This is a genomic window from Duganella fentianensis (assembly GCF_964031615.1).
Classification (GTDB): domain Bacteria; phylum Pseudomonadota; class Gammaproteobacteria; order Burkholderiales; family Burkholderiaceae_D; genus Rugamonas; species Rugamonas fentianensis_A.
The window spans coordinates 270,708-289,875 of sequence record NZ_CAXIQN010000009.1; the positions used below are offsets into that span (position 1 = coordinate 270,708).

The following is a 19,168-nucleotide window of genomic DNA, read 5'->3' on the forward strand; positions in this document are numbered from 1 at the left end:
ATGTCACGATTTTTCATAGACCGGCCCATCTTTGCGTGGGTAGTGGCCATCGTCATCATGCTGGCAGGCGCAATCGCCATTACCGGCCTGCCGATCGCCCAGTACCCTAGCATTGCGCCACCATCGATTTCGATCTCGGGTTCGTATCCGGGCGCGTCCGCCAAGACCGTGGAAGACGCGGTTACGCAGGTCATCGAGCAGAAAATGAAGGGGATCGATGGTTTGCGCTATATGTCCTCGTCCAGCGATGGCACGGGCGGCATCAGCATCACGCTGACCTTCAAGAGCGGCACCAATCCCGATATCGCGCAGGTACAGGTGCAGAACAAGCTGCAACTGGCCACGCCGCTGCTGCCTGCCATCGTCACCCAGCAAGGGTTGGTCGTCACCAAGGCCACCATGAACTTCCTGATGGTGCTGGGCTTCGTGTCGGAAGACGGCAAGATGACGCAGGCCGATCTGGGCGATTATGTCGCCTCCGATGTGATCGATAGCCTGAGCCGTGTCGAAGGCGTGGGCGATGTGACGTCGTTCGGCGCCCAGTATGCCATGCGCATCTGGCTCGATCCGGCCAAGCTGCAAAGCTACCAGCTCACGCCAGCCGACGTGTCGGCCGCCATCCAGGCGCAGAATGCCGAAGTCTCGGCCGGTGAACTGGGTGGTGCGCCGTCGATCGCAGGGCAGCAGCTCAATGCGACCGTGTCGGCCCAGAGCCGTCTGCAGACGCCCGAGCAGTTCGGCGCGATTCTGCTGAAGACCGCCAGCAGCGGTGCCACCGTGTATTTGCGCGATGTGGCGCGCATCGAACTCGGTAGCGAAAACTACAATGTGCTGGCACGCTATAACGGCAAGCCAGCAACGGGTGTGGCGGTAAAACTGGCCACGGGCGCCAATGCACTGGATACGGCCAAAGCCGTGAAAGCCAAGATCGCCCAGATGGAGCCGCAGTTCCCGGCCGGGATGAAGGCCGTGGTGGCGTATGACACCACGCCGTTCGTCAAGCTGTCGATCGAAGAAGTGGTGAAGACGCTGGTGGAAGCCGTGCTGCTGGTATTCCTCGTGATGTATCTGTTCCTGCAGAATTTCCGCGCCACGCTGATCCCGACCATGGCTGTGCCGGTGGTGTTGCTGGGTACTTTCGCGATTCTGTCGGCATTCGGTTATTCGATCAACACGCTGACCATGTTCGCCATGGTGCTGGCGATCGGCCTGCTGGTGGACGACGCCATCGTGGTGGTGGAAAACGTCGAGCGGGTAATGACGGAGGAAGGCTTGTCGCCGCTGGAAGCCACGCGCAAATCGATGGGCCAGATCAGCGGTGCGCTGGTGGGCATTGCGCTGGTGCTGTCGGCCGTGTTCGTGCCTATGGCTTTCTTCAGTGGTTCGACCGGTGTGATCTACCGCCAGTTCGCCATCACGATTGTTTCGGCCATGGTGCTGTCCGTGCTGGTGGCGATGGTGTTCACGCCAGCGCTGTGCGCGACCTTGCTCAAGCCGGTGGAGAAAGGCCACCACGCCAGCACTACCGGTTTCTTCGGCTGGTTCAATCGTAGTTTCGAGCGTGGCAGCAGCACCTATCAGGGCTGGGTCAGCGCGATCCTGAACCGTCAGGGCCGCACGCTGGTGCTGTATGGCGTGCTGCTGGCAGCACTGGCAGCGCTGTTTATGCGCTTGCCGACTTCCTTCCTGCCGGAAGAAGATCAGGGCGTGTTGTTTGCCCAGATCCAGCTGCCGACTGGTGCGACCCAGCAGCGCACGCTGAAAGTGATCGAGCAGGTAGAACAGCACTTTATGAATGATGAAAAGGCGGCAGTGGAGTCCGTGTTTGCCGTGGCTGGCTTTAGCTTCAGCGGCAATGGCCAGAATACCGGTATCGCTTTCGTGCGTATGAAGGACTGGTCAGAGCGTAAAGGCGCTGCCCTGCGGGTGGATGCCATCGTTGGCCGTGCCATGGGCAGCTTCGCGCGCATCAAGGATGCCATGGTGTTCGCGTTTGCACCGCCGGCCGTAATCGAACTGGGGAATGCCAGCGGCTTCGACTTGCAATTGCAGGATCGTGGTGGACTGGGTCACGAGGCACTGATGGCTGCACGTAACCAGATGCTGGGCATGGCGGCGCAGAACCCGCTGCTGATGGCCGTGCGCCCGAACGGGCAGGATGATACGCCGCAGTACAAGATCACCATCGATCAGCAGAAGGCTGCTGCACTGGGCTTGTCCATCGACGACGTGAACAAGGTCCTCAGCACGGCTTGGGGTAGCGCGTACGTGAACGATTTCGTTGACCGTGGCCGCGTCAAGAAAGTGTATATGCAGGGTGCAGCCGAGTCCCGCATGGCGCCGGAAGATCTGGGCAAATGGTTTGCCCGTAACGCCAAAGGCGAGATGGTGCCATTCTCGGCCTTTGCCACGGGCCAGTGGATCTATGCTTCGCCACGGCTGGAGCGCTACAACGGTATGCCGTCCACCGAGATCCTCGGTATGCCGGTACCAGGTGTGAGCTCCGGTGCAGCGATGGCGGAAATCGAAAAGATGGCAGCCAAGCTGCCGCCCGGTATTGCCTATGAATGGACCGGTCTGTCGACGGAGGAACGTGATTCCGGTTCGCAGACTACCCAGCTGTATGTGCTGTCGCTGCTGATCGTGTTCCTTTGTCTGGCCGCGCTGTACGAGAGCTGGTCGATTCCGTTCTCGGTGCTGCTGGTGGTGCCACTGGGTGTGATCGGTGCGGTGCTGGCTACCTTCCTGTTCAAACTGTCGAACGATGTGTACTTCCAGGTGGGCTTGCTGACAGTGATCGGTCTGGCCGCGAAGAATGCGATTCTGATCGTGGAGTTTGCCAAGGAGTTGCAGGAGCAGGGCGTAGCGCTGAAGGAAGCCACGCTGCAGGCCGTGCGTCTGCGTCTGCGGCCGATTCTGATGACGTCGATCGCTTTCGGTCTGGGCGTGCTGCCGCTGGCACTGGCCAATGGCGCTGGTTCGGGTAGCCAGAATGCGATCGGTGTCGGTGTGCTGGGCGGTATGTTGTCGGCCACCTTCCTCGGCATCTTCTTTGTACCGCTGTTCTTTGTGCTGGTGCGCGGCTACTTCGCGCAGAAAAAATCGGCACCAGCCAGCGCTGTGGAGGCTAATTAATCATGAAAATGCGTATGCAAAAAACTCTGTTCTCTCTGGCTGCGCTGGCGCTGCTGGCAGGTTGCAGTCTGGCGCCCGTGTTGCCGCAGGCCGCCAGCGGCACGGATGCAGCATGGCCGCAAGGCGAGGCATACAAGGCGCTGCCACAGGCGACCAGCGATGCCCAGCCCGCTTCGGAAATTCTGTGGCGCGATTACTTTGCCGATGCCAGTCTGCGTGAAGTGATTGCGCTGGCACTGGCGAATAACCGCGACCTGCGCGTGTCGGCGCTGAATATCGACAAGGCCAAAGCGCAGTACAACATCGACAGTGCGGCGCTACTGCCCAAGCTGTCGGCCAATGTGGGGCAGACGGCCAGCCGCACGCCGGCGACCATGAGCGCGACGGGCGCAGCGCAGATCAATCGCCAGTACAGCGGCGGCCTGAGTATGGCGGCCTATGAACTGGACTTCTTCGGCAAGGTACGCAATCTGTCGGAAGCGGGGCTGCAAAGCTATCTGGCAACCGAAGAAGCCCGTCGCGCCCAGCAGATCACGCTGGTGGCCGAAGTGGCGAATGCCTATCTGACGCTGGGCGCCGACCAGCAGCGCCTGAAGCTGGCCAGCGATACGCTGCAAAGCCAGCTGCTGTCCTACCAGCTGACGCAAAAGCGGCAGGCTGGCGGCATCAGCTCCGGTGTCGATCTGTATGAAGCCCAGAGCAGTGTGGAAGCAGCGCGTAACGACGTGGCGCTGTACACGGCGCAGGTGGCACTGGACGTGAATGCCCTGCGCTTGCTGGTCGGGGCGGATGTGCCGGCCACTTTGCTGCCGGGTGCTGGCCTGCAGGTGAATTCTACGCTGGCAGCGATTCCGGCTGGTCTGCCAGCAGCGGTGCTGACTAGCCGCCCCGATGTGCAGGAAGCCGAACGTGCGCTGCGCGCGGCGAATGCAAATATCGGCGTGGCGCGCGCTGCCTTCCTGCCGAGTATTACGCTGACGGCCAGTGGCGGCAGTGCCAGCACCAGTTTGAATGGCCTGTTCAAAGCCGGTTCGTCGACGTGGAGCTTCATCCCCCAGATCAATCTGCCGATTTTCGATGGTGGTGTGAACCGCGCTAATCTGAACATCGCTAAAGCCAATCGGGATATTTCTCTGGCTCAGTATGAGAAGGCGATACAGTCAGCTTTCCGTGAAGTGTCCGATGCGCTGGCCCAGCGTGGTACGCTGGTGCAGCGCGTCGATGCGCAGACGGCGCTAGTGTCGGCGACGGAAAAGAGCTACCGCATCCACGATGCGCGCTACCGCCAGGGCAGCGAATCGCATCTGGCCGCACTGGTGGCGCAGCGGGCGTTGTACGCGGCGCAGCAGGGGCTGATCAGCGCGCAACTGGAGCAGTCGAGTAATGCAGTGGCACTGTACAAGGTGCTGGGTGGTGGCTGGCAGCCGGAAAGCGCCAGTCCGCACGGCTGATGTTTATGGCGGGCGGGCAGGGGAACGGTGTTGTTTGGCCGTCGCTCTGCCAGCTCGTCAAATTGACAAATGCCACAGGCTTCGCCACAGTACCGCCTCAAGTCCGCCACTCGCCAGACATAGACTAGGAATCAGCATGAGCACCGTCCCCGTAAAACGCCGCACCGATCCAGAGCGCGCCCAGCAGCGGCGCAATCAGGTACTGGAAGCGGCCGCGCTGTGCTTCGCCCGCAGCGGCTTCCATGGCGCCAGCATGGCGGAAATCTCCAAGCAGGCCGGCATGAGTGCGGGCCATATCTATAACTACTTCGACAGCAAGGACGCCATCATTCTGGCCTTTGTGGAGCGCGAAGCGGAGTACGTGGCGGGCTTGCTGCGCGACCTCGATAGTCGCGAAGATCCAATCGAAGCGATGATAGAGGATGCGCCCATGCACGTAGCCGAGTCGCTCGATCCGCAACCTTGGCATGTGCCGCTGGAGATGTATTCGGAAGCGTCACGTAATCCCGTGATCGCTGCCAAACTGAAAGAGGTCGACGAACGCGCGCACACTCAGTTACGCGAACTGGTCCGGCGGGGACGCGCACAGCGCCAGTTGCCGGTCGATGATGCTTTGCTCGACGGCCGCCTGAATACGCTGGTGACTTTTTTTAATGGCCTGCCGGTGCGCGGGATTCAGCGGCCCGACATGGATCGCGATGCGCTGGTCGAAGGCTTCCGCTGTGCGATGCGGGCTTTGCTGCTGAGTTGAGCTATCCCTGTTGCAAGTGATTTTGGCTGTTTGAAAGCAAACATGACAAATGCTTAAAGTGGCTGTTATAATTTAATTCTAGTCGGGGCGTAGCGCAGCCTGGTAGCGTACTTGCATGGGGTGCAAGGGGTCGGAAGTTCGAATCTTCTCGCCCCGACCAGAAGAATCAAAGAAAAAGGCCAATCTACGGATTGGCCTTTTTCTTATGTCTGACAGATAGTGCCAATGGAACTCAGACCACGGAGAGTTCTAGTTGTTTCCCCAGCGCGGCCATAGCGTCTTCGATGCGATCAATTTTTGTCGTGTGGGTCAGGTCGATCAGCCGATTGACCTCTTGTCGAGTGGTATCCATACGTCGCGCAAGCTCTGCCGCAATGACTTCCTGCGCCAGCATTTCGTTTAAGAGAAGTACTTTAGCCGCAATACTGGCCGGCAGGGGAATAAGATGTTCTCCGCGTTTTGCCGCTGAAGGCCGAGGAACGGATCGCTTCTCGTCAAAGTAGACGCTCATTGCTTCCAGCAACACATCCTTTGCCATAAAAAGTGCATCTGTCTCGTTGTCACCTTGTGTGATGGCTTCCGGTATATCGCGGAAGGTTACGGTGATTCCGCTATTCTCCCAAGTGAAGCTGGCCGGATATTTCATGGTATCTCCTACATAGTTGTGCGTCTGATGCGATCTCATTTCAAAGCGAGCTGCTTCTTTATAGCCTCGACTAGGCCGGTATTTAACTCTTTAGCCGGATGCCGTGGCAAAAAGCTTGTTTTGCCGTTTAACCTAACTTTGGTATGGTTGCGCCCATCTTCGAATGTCGCTCCACGTTGCTTTAGCCACCTGACAAACTCGCTCTGCTTCACAGCACCTCCGGTGTCTGCTTAGGTGATTTTAATGTAATCAAAATTGATTACTTCGGCAAGTGAATTGCTCAAGTTAGTGTATCTTTGCCGCCGGTGGATCCGGCAGCAGATCGAGCAAGGCCTGCAGTTGCGGGGTAATCGCACCGCGTCGCCATACCAGCCATGTATCGAGCCAGCGCCATGTTTCGGCCACGGGCCAGACGCTGACCTGATCATGGCCGGGCATGCTTTCCAGCATTTTGCGCGGCATCATCGCCAGTCCCCCGCCGGCGATCACACAGGCCAGCATGCTGTGATAGGACTCCATTTCGTAGATCTTGCCCGGCATGGCCTGATCGGCGCGGAACCATTCTTCGAAGTGCCGGCGGTAGCTGCAATGGCTGCGGAAGGCATACAGATTGCTGCCGGCCAGTTCGCTGGCCCGCTCAAAGGCGGCTTGCGAGCGTGACGCAATGATCAGCATTTCTTCCCGATACACAGCGCGCCCTTCCAGCGCCGGATGCAGCAGAGGCGCATTAACGAAAGCGGCCGTGCAGTGGCCGGACAGTATCTGTTCCAGCATCAGCCCCGAAGCGCCCGTGGTGAGTTCCAGCTGGATGTGCGGATAGCGCTGGTGGAAAGCCGCCAGCAGGGGCGGGATGCGTACGGCAGCGGTGCTTTCCATCGACCCCAGCGTGAGCGAGCCTACTGCGGCCGTGCCACTGACGGCCTGCCGCGCTTCGCTCACCAGCGCGAGGATCTTGCGGCTGTATTCGAGCAGACTGTGGCCGGATGGCGCCAGTTGCAGGCGCTGGTTGCTGCGGATGAATAGCTGCACGCCCAGCTCGTCTTCGAGCTGACGCAGGCGCGTGGTGACATTCGACGGTACGCGGTGTAAGCGTTGCGCCGCAGCGGCCACGCTACCGGTATCAGCGACGGCCTGAAAGATTTCCAGTTCGGACAGTTTCATGTTCTCAATTTCTGAATGGTTTGTGCGTAATTATTCACTTTTTTAATGATCTTTGCCACGCTAAGCTGTGCATGGTTGATGGCAGATGCCTGCCATCCGTCCCACCAGTAGAAACTCTCATGGCATCCAGCGCCCACCCATCGCATCTGATCGAACGCAGCGCCCCGTGGCTGTTCGTATTCCTGTGGAGTACCGGCTATGTGGCAGTCAAAGCCTGCGTGCAGTATGCGCCGCCGTTCAAGCTTCTGCTGTGGCGCGGCGGCCTATCGGCACTGGTGTTTCTGGCGCTGGCGCTGGTGTGCCGCGTGCGCTTTCCTTCGCCGCGCGGCATGGCGCAGGCCTTGCTGGCAGGGTTGCTGATGCAGACGTTGTTTCTGGGCGGCTGTTTCTACGCCATGAGCCGTGGCCTGCCCGCCGCCGTGACGGCCCTGATCACCGGTCTGCAACCGGTGCTGACAGCGCTGTATGTGAGCACTGCGCAGCGCCAGCGACTGGGCGGGCAGGCATGGCTGGGTATCGCGGTGGGTTTTGCCGGTGTCTATCTGGTGCTGGCGCCGGGCTTGCAACCGGGCGGGCTGGACGGCTGGGCCATCATGGCGGCCTGCATTGCCTTGCTGGCGGTGACGACCGGCACGCTGTACCAGAAGCAGTTGCCGGCAGATGGCCATGTGTTTGCCAGTGCCTTTTTCCAGTATGTGGCCGTCAGCGTGATCATGGCGCTGGTCTGTCTGTTCGATGATTCCGCGCCCGTGCAGTGGCAGGCGACCTTTGTGTTCGGCCTGCTGTGGATGGTGCTGGGTGTCTCCGTCAGCGCCGTGCTGTTGCTGATCTATCTGATCCGGCGCGGCGAGGCCACGCGCGTGGCCACGTACTTCTATCTGGTGCCGGTGGTGACAGCGCTGCTGGGCTGGCTGTTGTTCGGCAATGTGCTGACAAGCACGACGCTGGCCGGCATGGCGCTGGCCGTGCTGGGCATGCTGCTGGTGCTGCGACCAGCAGCGCGTGCGGTTCAGGCTGCGCCGTAGCGGCCAGGCACGTGGTTGATGGCCAGCGTGAGGTTGAGTACGGCAGCGCCCAGCAGCGAGATGGCGATACGGTCGAGCGGCACGATGGCCAGCGACAGCAGCACGATGGCGCCATCGATGGTCAGCTGCATATAGCCGGCGCGCCAGCCCATGCGTTCCTGCAGGAACAGTACCAGCACGTTCACGCCGCCCAGACTGGCGCGGTGGCGGAACAGGATCAGCAGGCCCACGCCGGCCAGCAGGCCACCCATGACGGCCGAGTAGAACGGGTTCACCGCGCCGATCTTGAAAACCAGCGGCAACAGTTCCGACCATGCACTGAGCAGGCCCACCGAGAGGAAAGTCTTGAGCGTGAATACCCGCCCCATTTTTTTATAGGCGAGGATGTAGAACGGCAGGTTGACCAGAAAGAACAGCTTGCCGAAGGAAACGCCCGTAAAGTATTTGAGCAGGATGGCGATGCCCACCGTGCCGCCGGTAATCAGGTTGGCAGTGCCGAGCAGGTTCACGCCCAGTGAAATGAGCAGGGTGCCGGTGACGAGGGCCTGAGCATCGTCGAACAGCGAATGTTGGCTGACAGGAAGCGTAGATTGCATAGTGGCGCGATCATATAAGCGATGGTGGAGCGAGCGCATTGACCTAAATCAAGAAAACCGCGGTGTTTTCTTGATCGAAAACAGATCTTTCTGACAATGTTGGTGTTGATTTCCGTCAATTTTTTGCAGGAAAGCAACAGTGTTACATGTCAATATCGACTTTGCGCAAGCGCAGGCGTAGCATCAAACCGTTGCAGCAGCGGGGATCCCGTGGCTGTTACTGCAAGATTTCATTCTATTCATTTCACAAAAAGGAAGCCTCATGAAACGTTTCGCCATTGCTGCAATCAGTCTGCTGTCGGTCACGCTGCCCGCGTTTGCCGCCGACAAAATGGCTACTCTGGATCCTAAGGTCCCGTGCTCGATCGAGTATCCGAAAGCCTCGCTGATGAATGAAGAAAAAGGCACCGTGGTTCTGGGCCTGAAACTGTCGCCAGAAGGCAAAGTGCTGGAATCCAAAGTGAATAAATCGAGCGGCTTCAAGAATCTGGACAAAGCTGCAGAGAAAAGTATCACCAAGTGCAAATTCGTTTCGCCAGGTGGCGACCAGTGGCAGACCCTGGAATACGTCTGGAAACTGGACTAATCTGCTGATAGCAGTATGAACCGGACTGCGCTCCGGACCAGCAAGGCGGCCTAGATGGCCGCCTTTGTTATTTCTGCGCTAGGGACAGCGCACTCCTGACAAAAACTGTCAGAGGGTTTTCTTACCATATGCACAAGCAACACCGCCGTGGTGTGCATCTGATGGAGTAAGAAAAATGTTTAGCCCTGACTATGTTCTGCTGTATGTGGAAGACCCGATTGCCAGCGCCGCCTTTTATGCCGGCTTGCTGGGCCAGCAGCCGGTAGATACTGCACCGACCTTCTCCTTGTTCATTCTTGAAAACGGTCTGAAGTTCGGCCTGTGGGCACGTTCCTCTGTGTTGCCGCTGGCGCTAGGCGCCGGTGGTGGCGCCGAATTGTGCCTTCATGTGGCTGACCGCGCGACGGTCGACCGCCTGCATGGCCAGTGGGCCGAGCAGGGCGTGGCCATCGCCCAGCGTCCCGTGGCACTGGATTTCGGCTACACCTTCGTGGCGCTGGATCGCGACGGCCACCGCCTGCGCGTGTTCGTGCGCGAAGGTGACTGAACGGGAAGAAAACGTGGCGGTCAGCACGATCTGGCCGCTGTGCGCGAAATCCGGTTGACACTCAAATTCTAGCGATGCTATAGTCGGCGACATGGATTGGTAACGTTTCCAATCCCGTTCGATGTACCCCTAGTCTCTTCGCACGAAGTTACCGGCGCTGTGGACGGCGCCGGTTTTTTTTGCATGAACCGGGCAGGCATCGTAGTATCGCGTTTTACCCCGAATGAGCAATGCTGGCGTCGACCGGCATGCAAGGAGACCGGATGACCAAATACCGTATGGGCGGCGTCGCTGTGGCGGCGCTGGCCGCGTGGACGCTGGCTGCAGGCGCGCAAGCGGCCGGGCCGAAAGCCGAAGTAATGCACTGGTGGACCTCCAGCAGCGAGTCTGCCGCCGTGCGCAAATTTGCCGATGCCTACCGCGCTGCCGGCGGGGTGTGGGTCGATACCGCGATTGCCGGTGCCGATCAGGCCAAGGCGGTGGCGATCAACCGCATCGTCGGCGGCAATCCGCCCACTGCGGCGCAATTCAATACCACCAAGCAGTTCCGCGACCTGATCGATCAGGGCTCGCTGAATAATGTCGATGATGTCGCCCTGCGCGATAAATGGGATCAGCTGCTGCCCGGCCCCATGCTCGATGTGATCAAGGTGAAGGGCCATTACTACGCGCTGCCCGTCAACATCCACATGTCGACGTGGATCTGGTATTCCAAAGCTGCATTCAAAAAAGCTGGCATCACCAAGGAGCCGGCCACGCCGGACGAACTGTTTGCCGCACTGGATAAACTCAAGGCCGCAGGGCTGATCGGTCTGGCCCATGGCGGTCAGGCGTGGCAGGAAAACATTCTGTTCCAGGCCATGCTGGCCAATGTGGGCGGGCGTGAACTGTATCTGCAGGTACTGCGCGACCGTAACCCTAAGGCGCTGAATTCGGAAGCCTTCAAGCAGGTGCTGGTGGCGTTCAAACGTCTGCAAAGTTATGTCGATGCCGGTTCGCCTAACCGTAACTGGAACGATGCCACGGCCATGCTGATCAGCGGTAAAGCTGGCGTACAGATTATGGGCGACTGGGCCAAGGGCGAATTCTCGGCGGCGCGCCAGAGCGCCGGCAAGGACTTCGGCTGCATCCCCGGTCTGGGCCCGCAGGCACCGTATCTGATACAGGGCGACGCTTTCGTGTTCCCGAAAACTTCCAACGCCGATGCCGTGAAGGCGCAGAAGCTGCTGGCCACTACGCTGCTGGCGCCGGCAGCGCAACTGGAATTCAGCAAGTTGAAAGGCTCTCTGCCGGTGCGTAGCGATGTCGATGTGTCGAGCATGGACGCCTGCGCGCAGGCCGGTATGGCGGCCATGAAGGACAAGGCGCGTCAGGTCGGCATGATCGAGGTGTATATCACGCCGGACCAGAATGGCGCCCTGCAGGATGTGCTGACGGCGTTCTGGAATACCCGCATGCCGGTGGAAAAAGCCCAGAAGAGTATCGCTGCGGCGCTGTTGCAGGACTAGCTGTGGCGGGCCGGGTATGGCTGCTTGTCATGGCGGCAGGCCATGCGGTATGCTTGCCGCCGCATAGACTGAACGGACAGAGGAACTCGTGGCAACCATTAAAGACGTAGCCCGCCTGGCGGGAGTAGGGCTGGGCACGGCGTCGCGGGTGATCAGCGGTAAAGGCTCGGTATCGCCGGCCACGCTGGAAAAAGTACGCAAGGCCATCGAGGAGCTGGATTTCCGCCCCTCGCACGCGGCGCGCACGCTGCTGTCCGGTAGTTCGCAGATGATCGGGGTGTATATTCCCTATCTGAGCGGGACGTTCTACACGCCGATCCTGCAGTCGATCTATACGGCGCTGCGGGCGGCCGGTCTGAATATGGTGGTGGCGTTCGGTGTCGGCGAAGGCGATGCGCGCCAGCAGGCCATCGAAGGGATGAACTTCCTGATCGAGCGCGGTAGCGACGGTCTGATTGTCATGACCAACTCGCTGGAAGAAGAGGACTTTGCGGCACTGGGGCCGTTTCAGGCGCGGGTGGTGGTGATTAACCACGCATTCGCCAGTATCGCCGAGCAGTGTTTTACGGTGGACCATGAAGCCGGTGGCCAACTGGCCGCGCAGACTTTGCTGGCGCAGCAGCACCGCAAGATTGCTGTCATTGCTGGCCGTGCAGCGGCCGCTGACAATCAGGCGCGGATTGCCGGTTTTATGGCGGAACTGGAAGCGGCAGGCATTGCCCCCGCATCTGTGTGGATGGAAGACGGTGATTTTTCGCCGGAAGGTGGCTGGGCCTGTGCCGAGCGTCTGCTCAAGTCGGGCTATGAATTTACCGCAGTATTCTGTGCCAACGATGAAATGGCGGTGGGCGCGCTGTCGTGCTTCCAGCAGGCTGGCGTGGCGGTACCGCAGCAGGTGTCGGTGCTCGGTTACGACGACACCCATAGCGCGGAATTTACCGCGCCGCGCCTGACCAGCGTGCACATACCGTGGAGCGAGATGACGCTGAACGGCTTGAATTTTCTACTTAACCGCTGCTACGACATGCAGCGGCCGGTGGAGCGGCAGTACCAGTTGCATGTGGCTGAGCGGGCCTCGCTGAGCGCGGCGCGAACCTGATAGGCAGTGGTAAGGGCAGTGAGGATTGCCCTTTTTTTGCGTTGTTATTGGAAACGATTCCATCATAAGGAGTGGCCATGTTCACCAAGCGTTTGCTGTGCGCCGTCGGCATGCTGGCGGCTTTGCTGCCAGCATGGGCGCAACCGCTGCCCATGCTGCATACGCAAGGCGGGCGCTGGCTCGATGCAGCCGGCCAGCCGGTGGCGCTGCGTGGAATTAACTTCGGCAACTACCTGATGCAGGAATTCTGGATGATGGGGCAGGGCAGTGCCGGCATCGATGACCAGTGTAAACTGGAGGCCGTGCTGGATCGCCGCTTCGGCTACGCCGAGCGCGAACGCCTGTACCGCCTGTTCCGCGACAACTGGATCACTGAACGCGACTGGGATCTGCTGCCGCAGATGAAGCTCAATCTGGTGCGCCTGCCATTCATCTACAGCGTGCTGGAAGATGAAAAGCAGCCTTACCAGCTACGCGCCGACGCGTGGCATTATCTGGATCAGGCCATTGCCGCGGCCGAGCGGCGCGGCATCTACGTGGTACTCGATCTGCATGGCGCGGTGGGCAGTCAGGGCTGGGAACATCACAGCGGCTGCGCGGGCAAGAACCAGTACTGGAGTAACGCGGAATACCAGCAGCGCACTATCTGGCTGTGGCAGCAGATCGCGGCGCGCTACAAGGACCGTGGCGCCGTGGCTGGCTACAGCATCCTCAACGAGCCGTGGGGCACCACGCCCGAACATCTGGCCAAGGTGATGGATACGCTGTATCAGGCAATCCGCGCAGTCGACCCCAATCATGTGATTATCCTGCCCGGCCATAACCTCGGCTTCGACGCCTACGGCAAACCGGCCGAACACGGCCAGCACAATGTGGCTATCGAGATGCATCCGTATCCGGGCCATTTCGGCTGGGGTAAGCCGGGCCTGAAGGTACACCGTGACTGGCTGCAGTGCGGCAGCGACGGCAACAGCGGCGTGTGCGAATGGCAGCGCAAGCTGAAGGAGCGCGATGCCGCCTTCTTCGTGGGCGAGTTCCAGCCGTGGGCTTTTATGGGACCGGAGCTGGGTGGCCAGATCATGCGCGTCAGCTACGACACCTATAGCGCGCAAGGCTGGGCTGCTACTGCATGGGCCTATAAAGTCGTCAGCAATCAGGGCGGGCAGGGCGACGGTACCTGGGGACTGGTGACCAATGCCCGCGGCGCAAAAATTTCATCCATCGATTTCAATACGGCCTCGCTGGCTGAAATCGAAAATTTGTTCCGCCAGTTTGGCAGCGTGCCGTATGAAGCCATCGACGGCGCACAGCACTGGATGAATGCCTCTGTACCGCCCACACCATTCAACAATAAAAAATGAAGACACCGATATTTAAAGACCTGCCCATGACGCTCCGGCGCGCCGATTTTTCCGACGATTTTGTCTGGGGCGTTTCCACCTCGTCCTATCAGATCGAAGGTGCGGCCACGCTCGATGGTCGCGTGCCTTCGATCTGGGACACCTTCAGCGCCACGGCCGGCAAGGTGCGCGATGGCAGTACCGGCGCGGTAGCGTGCGATCACTACCATCGCTGGGAACAGGATCTGGATCTGGCCCAGTCCATGGGACTGAATGCCTACCGTTTCTCGATTGCGTGGCCGCGTATTTTCAACGGTGTCGACGCAGAGCCGAATGCCAAGGGGCTGGAGTTCTATTCCAAGCTAGTGGATGGCATGCTGGCGCGCGGCCTGCAGCCTTGGTGCACGCTGTACCACTGGGACCTGCCGCAATATCTGCAGGATCAGGGCGGCTGGGAAAACCGTGCCACGATCAGCGCCTATCTGCACTACGTGGATGTGGTGACGCGCCATCTGGGCGATCGTGTGCGTCACTGGATCACCCATAACGAACCGTGGTGCACGGCCATGCACGGCAACTGGGACGGCATGCACGCACCGGGCAAGCGCAGCCTGCCGCTGGCGCTGCAGGTCTGTCACCATGTGATGGTGTCGCATGGTCGCGCCGTAGCGCTGATCCGCGCCAATGTGGCGGATGCGCAGGTTGGGATTGCGCTTAGCCTGCATCCTATCCATGCGGCCAGCGCCAGCGCAGAAGATCAGGCAGCCGTGCAGCGCCACGATGGTCTACGCAACCGCTGGTTCCTCGATCCATTGTATGGACGCGGCTATCCGGCGCAGGTACTGGAACTGGTGGGCGAGGATGCACCGCGCATCGAAGCGGGCGATATGGAAGCCATTGCGGCGCCGCTGGATTTCCTCGGCGTGAACTACTACTTCCCCGAAGTGGTACGCGATGCGCCGGAACATTATCCGCTGCGTAGCGCCATCATCCATCCGGAGGGGCGTGAACGCACGGCCTTCGGCTGGGAAGTGGCACCGCAGGGCATGGTGGAACTGCTGGCGCGGATTGCGCGCGACTATCCGACCGGCCCGCTGTACATCACGGAAAACGGCTCGACCTACGAAGATCAGGTCAGTGCCGATGGCAGCATCGACGACGTGCAGCGGCGCGATTACCTGATTCGCCATCTGGCGGCGATGCGCGATGCGATAGCCGCAGGTGGTAATATCCGCGGCTATTTTGCATGGAGTCTGCTGGATAATTTTGAATGGGCAGAAGGCTATCTGCGGCGCTTCGGCCTGACCTATATCGACTACGCAACGCAGGAGCGCACGCTCAAGCATAGCGGCCACTGGTACAGCGCTTTTCTGCACGGCGCACAAAACTAAATCTCACAAGGAGACAGCAAAACCATGAAGACCACTCCACACAACTACCTGATGCGCCGTGCTGTGCTGGCCGCCACGCTGGCGCTGAGCGCCGGCGCTGTTGTTACCGCTACCGCGAGCGCTTATGCTGCCGCCAATGCACCGCTCAAGGACTGGCCGCACATCACCAGCGCCGTCAAGCAGGACAAGGCGATGGAAGCGCGCATCGCGCAGATCGTGGCGGGCATGACGCTGGCGCAGAAAGTGGGCCAGATCACCCAGCCGGAAATCAAATTCATCACGCCAGAGCAGGTGCGCGAGTACTACATCGGTTCCGTGCTGAATGGCGGCGGTAGCTGGCCGCAGGGGAACAAGTATGCAACGGCAGCGGACTGGGTAAAGCTGGCCGATGCCTATTACGACGCTTCCATGAGCACAGATATGAAGGTGCAGATTCCCGTCATCTGGGGCATCGATGCGATGCACGGCAATAGCAATATGTACGGCGCCACGCTGTTCCCGCATAACATCGGTCTCGGTGCGGCGCGCGACAAGAAGCTGATCGGCGAGATGGCACAGGCAGTGGCCAAAGCCGTGCGCGCTACGGGCATCGACTGGGTATTTGCACCGACGCTGGCGGTGGTGCGCGATGATCGCTGGGGCCGCACCTACGAGAGCTTCTCGGAAGATCCTGCCATCGTCAAAGACTATGCTGCCGCCTACGTGCAGGGCCTGCAGGGCGATCTGACATCGGATAACACCGTAGTGGCCACGGCCAAGCACTTCATCGGCGATGGCGGTACGGCAGAAGGTAAAGACCGCGGCGTGAACCGTGCCAGCAAGGCCGACATGCTGAACATCCATGCGCAGGGCTACTATCCGGCGCTGCAGGCTGGCGTACAGACGGTGATGGCATCCTTTAATAGCTGGAACGATGTGGATGGCGGTGTTGATTACGGCAAGATGCACGGCAGTAAAGCGCTGCTGACCGATGCGCTGAAAACCAAGATGGGCTTTGATGGCCTGATCGTCAGCGACTGGAATGCGATCGACGAAGTGCCCGGCTGCACGGTCGATAGCTGCCCTGCGTCGATCAACGCCGGTGTTGACATGGTGATGGTGCCCGAGCACTGGAAAACCTTTATCGCCAATACCATCGCGCAGGTAGAAAAAGGCCAGATCCCGATGGCCCGTATCGACGACGCCGTGACCCGCATTCTGCGCGTGAAACTGCGCGCAGGTCTGTTCGATGGCAAGAAGCCATCGCAGAATGCCTTTGCCGGCAAGCAGGAAGCGCTGCAGGCGCGCGCGCTGGCACGCCAGGCTGTGCGTGAATCGCTGGTGCTGCTAAAGAATAACGGCGGCGTGCTGCCGCTGGCACGCGGCAAGAAGGTACTGGTGGTTGGCAAGAGCGCCGACAATCTGGCCAACCAGTCCGGTGGCTGGTCGCTGACGTGGCAGGGCACCGATAACAAAAACTCCGATTATGCCGTCAGCGACAGCATCCTCGCCGGCATACAGGATGCCGTAGGCAAGGCAAATGTGACCTTTAGCGAGAACGCTGCCGGTGTCGATGTGGCGCAGTTCGATGCCGTGATTGCCGTCATCGGCGAAACCCCGTATGCAGAAGGCGACGGCGACATCGGCCCATCCGGCACGCTGCGTCTGTCCGGCCGTCATCCGGAAGATCTGGCGGTGCTGCAGGCCGTAGCAGGCAAAGGCAAGCCGGTCGTCACGGTGCTTATGTCTGGCCGTCCGATGTATGTGAACGATCTGCTGAATCTGTCGGACAGCTTTGTGGCTGCATGGCTGCCAGGTACCGAAGGCAAGGGCGTGGCCGATGTGCTATTCCGCAAAGCCGATGGCAAAGTCAATGCTGACTTCCGCGGCAAGCTATCGTTCTCGTGGCCCAAGTCGGCCTGCCAGTCGCCGCTCAACGTGGGCGATGCCAAATATGATCCACTGTTCAAATTTGGCTATGGCCTGACTTACCAGAGCAAGGCCAGCGTGCCGCAGCTCGATGCCAGCTACCCTGCAGGAGGCTGCGGCAAGACCACCGCCATGCCGATCTACGCACCGGCCGACCGTTCCACCTATGCGCTGTATGTGAGCAGCGCCGGCCAGCGGGTAGCACTGGGCGCTGACCTGAACACCGTATTCAATCTGCCTACCGTGAAAGTGGAAACGGCGCAGGTGAATACCCAGCAGGATGCCAAGCGCCTGACATGGACGGGTGCTGCCAAGCTGGAAGCGCAGGCCGCCAAAGCGGCGCCGCTGCCAGCCTACGCCAGTCAGGATGCGGCGCTGCAGTTTGACGTGATCGTTGCCAGCGCACCGCAAGGCAAAGTGGCAGTGGGCGTGGACGGCACGGAGCTCGATGCCAGCGCCGTCTTCCAGCGTCTGGCTGGTAAAGAAAAGCAGACGGTTAAAATGCCGCTGGCCTGCTTCAGCGCGCGCGGCGCAGCACTGACGGCGATCAGCGTGCCGTTCAGCGTGGCGGCCGATGCAGCCTTCAGCGCCAGCTTCGCCAACGTGCAGATCGTCGGCGGTGCGGCCAAAGATGCTGATGCACTCAAGTGCGGCGACTTCAAATAATCAGACGGAGAATACAGAATCATGGAACACCATTCCTCTAGCATGCCGCTGCGCGGCGAGGCGGCGCAGGGGGCCAGCAATACCGGCCCGCTGGTCATCGTCACCATCCTGTTCTTCATGTGGGGGCTGCTCACGTCGCTCAATGACGTGCTGATTCCCCACCTGAAAGCCGTCTATACGCTGAGCTACGTACAGGCCATGCTGGTACAGTTCTGCTTCTTCGGCGCCTACTTCATCGTCTCGATACCGGCCGGTATGCTGATCAAGAAGATCGGCTACCAGCATGGTGCAGTCGCGGGGCTGACCATCGCCGCTGCAGGCTGTGCGCTGTTTTATCCGGCAGCTACCAGCGGCTACACACTGTTCCTGATCGCCTTCTTCGTACTGGCAGGTGGCATCACCATCCTGCAGGTGGCAGCCAATCCTTACGTGACCGTGCTCGGTGACGCGCAGACGGCATCGAGCCGTCTGACGCTGACGCAGGCCTTCAACTCGCTGGGCACCACCGTGGCGCCTACGCTGGGCGGCATGCTGATACTGGCAGGAGGCGTGATGAGCGCGGAAGATCTGGCCAAGCAAAGCAGCGAGCAGCTGGCGGCCTACCATGCCACGCAGGCCGCTGCCGTGCAGGGGCCATATCTGGCGCTGGCGGCAGCCTTACTGCTGCTGGCCGTACTGTTTGCCATGGCGCGCCTGCCTAAAATCGTCGATGGCGAGCAGGCTGCCACAGGTGGCTGGTCGCAAGTGCTGCAGCAGCGCCATCTGGTGCTGGGCGCGATTGCCATCTTCCTCTATGTGGGCGGTGAAGTCAGCATCGGCAGCTTCCTGATCAACTTCCTCGGCGATGCCAAAGTGGCCGGCTTGTCGGCTTCCGATGCGGCGCCTTATGTCAGCTACTACTGGGGCGGCGCCATGGTGGGCCGTTTCATCGGCTTCGCCGCTATGCGCTACATCAGCCCCGGCAAGGCGCTGGCCTTCAATGCGGCGGCCGTGATCGTGCTGGTATTGCTGGGCATCTTCGGCAGCGGCTCCGTAGCCATGTGGGCCATGCTGGCAGTGGGCCTGTTTAACTCCATCATGTTCCCCACCATCTTCTCGATGGCGCTGAACAAACTGGGCCCGCTGACGGGGCAGGGCTCCGGCTTGCTGTGCATGGCCATCGTCGGCGGCGCACTGGTGCCGTTCGCGCAAGGCCTGCTGGCTGACAGCATCAGCCTGCAGACCTCCTTCGTGGTACCGGCCGCCTGCTACACTTTCATCCTCTACTTCGGCCTGAAATACGCGAATATGTACGACGAATAAACCCTAGGGTCAGGTCGGGCAAGGTGTCAATGTTTGAGAATTCTCAAGTATCGACA

Annotated in this window: 16 protein-coding genes and 1 tRNA gene; 13 read left to right on the top strand and 4 right to left on the bottom strand. The window is 60.2% G+C overall.

Translation table 11 applies throughout. From position 1 onward, the window contains the following. The 4 genes from ABNT42_RS07125 to ABNT42_RS07140 all read left to right on the top strand — a co-directional run bounded on the left by ABNT42_RS07125 (position 1) and on the right by ABNT42_RS07140 (position 5,497). The gene (locus ABNT42_RS07125; RefSeq protein ID WP_348695844.1) at positions 1–3,135 is read left to right on the top strand and encodes an efflux RND transporter permease subunit; all 3,135 of its coding nucleotides are present in this window, start codon (positions 1–3) and stop codon (positions 3,133–3,135) included. 14 nt (positions 3,136–3,149) lie between these two features. After that, positions 3,150–4,586 carry an efflux transporter outer membrane subunit gene (locus tag ABNT42_RS07130; protein WP_348695846.1) on the top strand — a complete coding sequence of 479 codons (1,437 nt, stop codon included), beginning with the start codon at positions 3,150–3,152 and terminating at the stop codon, positions 4,584–4,586. A gap of 136 nt (positions 4,587–4,722) precedes the next feature. After that, positions 4,723–5,337: a TetR/AcrR family transcriptional regulator gene (locus ABNT42_RS07135; protein WP_348695849.1), complete on the top strand. Its 615-nt coding sequence runs from the start codon at positions 4,723–4,725 to the stop codon at positions 5,335–5,337. 83 nt (positions 5,338–5,420) lie between these two features. Then, a tRNA-Pro gene (locus ABNT42_RS07140) sits at positions 5,421–5,497 on the top strand. Between the two features lie 72 nt (positions 5,498–5,569). Here the strand turns inward: ABNT42_RS07140 and ABNT42_RS07145 are convergent. From ABNT42_RS07145 to ABNT42_RS07155, 3 genes are all read right to left on the bottom strand, one after another. After that, entirely contained in the window at positions 5,570–5,983 is a 414-nt protein-coding gene (locus tag ABNT42_RS07145; RefSeq protein WP_348695852.1) for a type II toxin-antitoxin system HicB family antitoxin, read from the bottom strand. A gap of 35 nt (positions 5,984–6,018) precedes the next feature. Next, positions 6,019–6,195, bottom strand: a complete 177-nt coding sequence (locus ABNT42_RS07150) for a type II toxin-antitoxin system HicA family toxin (protein ID WP_348695855.1) — start codon at positions 6,193–6,195, stop codon at positions 6,019–6,021. Between the two features lie 73 nt (positions 6,196–6,268). Further along, positions 6,269–7,144, bottom strand: coding sequence for a LysR substrate-binding domain-containing protein (locus ABNT42_RS07155; protein ID WP_348695858.1), 876 nt, complete (start codon positions 7,142–7,144; stop codon positions 6,269–6,271). Between the two features lie 119 nt (positions 7,145–7,263). Here ABNT42_RS07155 and ABNT42_RS07160 point away from each other — a divergent pair, with 119 nt between their 5' ends. After that, positions 7,264–8,169, top strand: coding sequence for a DMT family transporter (locus ABNT42_RS07160; protein WP_348695860.1), 906 nt, complete (start codon positions 7,264–7,266; stop codon positions 8,167–8,169). Here the strand turns inward: ABNT42_RS07160 and ABNT42_RS07165 are convergent. Further along, complete coding sequence (locus tag ABNT42_RS07165; protein WP_348695863.1) at positions 8,154–8,765, bottom strand: YitT family protein; 612 nt, start codon at positions 8,763–8,765, stop codon at positions 8,154–8,156. The two genes, ABNT42_RS07160 and ABNT42_RS07165, sit on opposite strands and share 16 nt — an antisense overlap. 262 nt (positions 8,766–9,027) lie before the next feature. Between ABNT42_RS07165 and ABNT42_RS07170 the strand changes: the two genes are divergently transcribed. The 8 genes from ABNT42_RS07170 (at position 9,028) to ABNT42_RS07205 (ending at position 19,112) form a co-directional block, all read left to right on the top strand. Next, positions 9,028–9,351: a TonB family protein gene (locus ABNT42_RS07170; protein ID WP_155433441.1), complete on the top strand. Its 324-nt coding sequence runs from the start codon at positions 9,028–9,030 to the stop codon at positions 9,349–9,351. Positions 9,352–9,526: 175 nt separating this feature from the next. Beyond that, on the top strand, positions 9,527–9,898 hold the full coding sequence (locus ABNT42_RS07175; RefSeq protein ID WP_348695867.1) for a VOC family protein: 372 nt from the start codon (positions 9,527–9,529) through the stop codon (positions 9,896–9,898). Between the two features lie 263 nt (positions 9,899–10,161). Further along, entirely contained in the window at positions 10,162–11,406 is a 1,245-nt protein-coding gene (locus ABNT42_RS07180; protein ID WP_348695870.1) for an ABC transporter substrate-binding protein, read from the top strand. Positions 11,407–11,494: 88 nt separating this feature from the next. Continuing rightward, positions 11,495–12,505 (top strand): LacI family DNA-binding transcriptional regulator, encoded by a 1,011-nt coding sequence (locus ABNT42_RS07185; protein ID WP_348695873.1) that lies wholly within the window; start codon positions 11,495–11,497, stop codon positions 12,503–12,505. 77 nt (positions 12,506–12,582) lie between these two features. Continuing rightward, on the top strand, positions 12,583–13,866 hold the full coding sequence (locus tag ABNT42_RS07190; RefSeq protein ID WP_348695876.1) for a cellulase family glycosylhydrolase: 1,284 nt from the start codon (positions 12,583–12,585) through the stop codon (positions 13,864–13,866). Further along, positions 13,863–15,236 carry a GH1 family beta-glucosidase gene (locus ABNT42_RS07195; RefSeq protein WP_348695879.1) on the top strand — a complete coding sequence of 458 codons (1,374 nt, stop codon included), beginning with the start codon at positions 13,863–13,865 and terminating at the stop codon, positions 15,234–15,236. Before ABNT42_RS07190 ends, ABNT42_RS07195 begins: the two co-directional genes overlap by 4 nt. A 24-nt stretch (positions 15,237–15,260) precedes the next feature. Further along, entirely contained in the window at positions 15,261–17,810 is a 2,550-nt protein-coding gene (locus ABNT42_RS07200; RefSeq protein ID WP_348695882.1) for a glycoside hydrolase family 3 N-terminal domain-containing protein, read from the top strand. A 21-nt stretch (positions 17,811–17,831) separates the two neighbouring features. Next, complete coding sequence (locus tag ABNT42_RS07205) at positions 17,832–19,112, top strand: sugar MFS transporter (protein ID WP_348695885.1); 1,281 nt, start codon at positions 17,832–17,834, stop codon at positions 19,110–19,112. The last annotated feature ends 56 nt before the right edge of the window (positions 19,113–19,168 follow it).

Coding starts and splice junctions, on each gene's coding strand:
- ABNT42_RS07125 (WP_348695844.1), top strand. CDS start 1: ATGTCACGATTTTTCATAGACCGGCCCATCTTTGCGTGGGTAGTGGCC.
- ABNT42_RS07130 (WP_348695846.1), top strand. CDS start 3,150: ATGCAAAAAACTCTGTTCTCTCTGGCTGCGCTGGCGCTGCTGGCAGGT.
- ABNT42_RS07135 (WP_348695849.1), top strand. CDS start 4,723: ATGAGCACCGTCCCCGTAAAACGCCGCACCGATCCAGAGCGCGCCCAG.
- ABNT42_RS07145 (WP_348695852.1), bottom strand. CDS start 5,983: ATGAAATATCCGGCCAGCTTCACTTGGGAGAATAGCGGAATCACCGTA.
- ABNT42_RS07155 (WP_348695858.1), bottom strand. CDS start 7,144: ATGAAACTGTCCGAACTGGAAATCTTTCAGGCCGTCGCTGATACCGGT.
- ABNT42_RS07160 (WP_348695860.1), top strand. CDS start 7,264: ATGGCATCCAGCGCCCACCCATCGCATCTGATCGAACGCAGCGCCCCG.
- ABNT42_RS07165 (WP_348695863.1), bottom strand. CDS start 8,765: ATGCAATCTACGCTTCCTGTCAGCCAACATTCGCTGTTCGACGATGCT.
- ABNT42_RS07170 (WP_155433441.1), top strand. CDS start 9,028: ATGAAACGTTTCGCCATTGCTGCAATCAGTCTGCTGTCGGTCACGCTG.
- ABNT42_RS07175 (WP_348695867.1), top strand. CDS start 9,527: ATGTTTAGCCCTGACTATGTTCTGCTGTATGTGGAAGACCCGATTGCC.
- ABNT42_RS07180 (WP_348695870.1), top strand. CDS start 10,162: ATGACCAAATACCGTATGGGCGGCGTCGCTGTGGCGGCGCTGGCCGCG.
- ABNT42_RS07190 (WP_348695876.1), top strand. CDS start 12,583: ATGTTCACCAAGCGTTTGCTGTGCGCCGTCGGCATGCTGGCGGCTTTG.
- ABNT42_RS07195 (WP_348695879.1), top strand. CDS start 13,863: ATGAAGACACCGATATTTAAAGACCTGCCCATGACGCTCCGGCGCGCC.
- ABNT42_RS07200 (WP_348695882.1), top strand. CDS start 15,261: ATGAAGACCACTCCACACAACTACCTGATGCGCCGTGCTGTGCTGGCC.
- ABNT42_RS07205 (WP_348695885.1), top strand. CDS start 17,832: ATGGAACACCATTCCTCTAGCATGCCGCTGCGCGGCGAGGCGGCGCAG.